Source organism: Acetobacter indonesiensis (assembly GCF_000963945.1).
Lineage (GTDB): Bacteria > Pseudomonadota > Alphaproteobacteria > Acetobacterales > Acetobacteraceae > Acetobacter > Acetobacter indonesiensis.
Genome location: NZ_BAMW01000108.1, coordinates 1 through 289 on the forward strand (window position 1 = coordinate 1; position 289 = coordinate 289).

1 pseudogene is annotated in these 289 nt (G+C 54.3%); it reads right to left on the reverse strand.

The features are described from left to right. Positions 1-259 (reverse strand): annotated as a pseudogene (locus tag Abin_RS16010) (transposase); the annotation flags it as partial. Between the last annotated feature and the right edge of the window lie 30 nt (positions 260-289).

The window sequence follows — 289 nt, forward strand, 5'->3', positions numbered from 1 at the left end:
CTTCGAACGGCCAGCCTGTTCTGTCAGGGCGACAAAGATCCTGTCAAAGACACCTAGGCGGCTCCACCGGATAAAGCGGTTGATAAGGTCTTGTGCGGACCATACGCTTTCGGAGCGTCTTTCCACTGAAGACCATGCAGATCACATAAACGATCCCGCTCAGAACGCGCCGGTCATCCACGCGTGGCATTCCGTACGCCAGAGGAAACGGCTCAATCCGCTTCCTCTGGCTCTCAGATAACATAAACACATCACTCACAGGCCACCCTCCATTGGTAAGCCTGTGAAT